Annotated in this window: 2 pseudogenes; both read right to left on the reverse strand. The window is 54.6% G+C overall.

Annotated features, from left to right (window positions below):
* Nucleotides 1–820 (reverse strand): annotated as a pseudogene (locus tag QP990_RS12070) (hypothetical protein); the annotation flags it as partial.
* Between the two features lie 134 nt (nt 821–954).
* Nucleotides 955–1416: pseudogene (locus tag QP990_RS12075) on the reverse strand (hypothetical protein); the annotation flags it as partial.

The raw sequence follows: 1416 nt of genomic DNA on the forward strand, positions 1-1416 counted from the left end.
CAGAAGCAATCAACTGAGAGTAGGCACGTACCTGCTCGATAAATGGAGTTGGGGGAGACGACGCGAATTGTCCGACGCTGGGCTGCTTGGGGTCGTCCTCATCGCCGTTGATGACAAGCATCTTGCCGATAGAGGTACGCCAGCCCATTTCAACGCGGTCGAACTCCGTCATGCCTTCCGGGTCGTAGCCGAAATCCTCAGGTGAGGCGCCGGTAGCCCATCGCTGTGGAGAAGCATAAAACTCGGAATTGTACTCCATGTTTTCCAAAGTACGGGCGGCAGCGTCGGTAAGATACCGCACGGCCGGGGTGATTTCTGACTGTCCAGACCAATGCGAAGTGCGCAGGCGATTTCGCAGTCTGAACATCGGGAACCCGCCTCCAGGAACGTCGAATCGCTCCACTGAGCGCACAGTGCCCATGTCGGTTGAGTCTTTGGAAATAACGATGACTTCGCCCTGCAGATACAACACTTCTCGGTATAGACCCTCGGAATTTACTCCAGAGCGCCTGTATCCAGCAACGGGCCCATTCGTGGCATCATCCCACAGCAAAGAACCAGATAACGGCGACACCGACCGCAGGCGGAATACGCCGTGTGGGTCGGGCTCTACAGCTAGTAGACCCAGACCGAAAATCAACATGTCCAAGATAGCTTCAGAGACTCGAAGCGGAACATTGAACCGACGTGTGACTAGCCGCATCTGCTCGCCATAGTCAGGCGAGATGAACCCATCCATGCGTAGCAAATCACCGTAGGTATCCACCACGGTTGCCGGCCATCCGGAAACAACCCCAATATCCGACAATGTACGAGGCACAGCCACGCCAATGCGCTGCACACGATGCGTCCCATCATAGTATGACGCCAGCTGCTTATTACCCTGCTGGTGTCCTGTGACCTCAGTCGTTAATACACCTAGAATGTCTTCTTCATTTTGCGTTAGCCCCCGAATCATAAAACGAATGACCCCCTTTTCTTCCTCGGCTTTGACACCCCTCGAGACACAGCATCCAAATAGCACTTATAAGCCATGACTGCCGCATACGCTGCGTCAATTTTATCAGCAGACTCCGGTGACGACTTATAAAGCAAATATCCAGTCCGCGTTTCCCTACGCTTTGCATTCAGCAAATGAGCGCGCAAATACGGGCCGCCATCGTAGGTAATATCCCGGTTGACCACCGCCTGCCGAAACTCACTTAATGATTGATACACCGCGGCGCTTTTACCCCTCGGCCACGCCATCATGGGGTGTCCCGACGTTGCCTTAACCTTCAGCTTCGGGGCGAATTCTGCCTCCCACGCTGAAACATGCTCAGTCCAGCCGGACGGGTCACAGTACATGCCCACGACACGGTAACGAGAAAAACAGTCGCGCACTACTGCATCAACCTGCCGCGTATCTGGCTCCCA

The organism is Corynebacterium sp. MSK071, assembly GCF_030232125.1.
GTDB lineage: Bacteria > Actinomycetota > Actinomycetes > Mycobacteriales > Mycobacteriaceae > Corynebacterium > Corynebacterium kefirresidentii.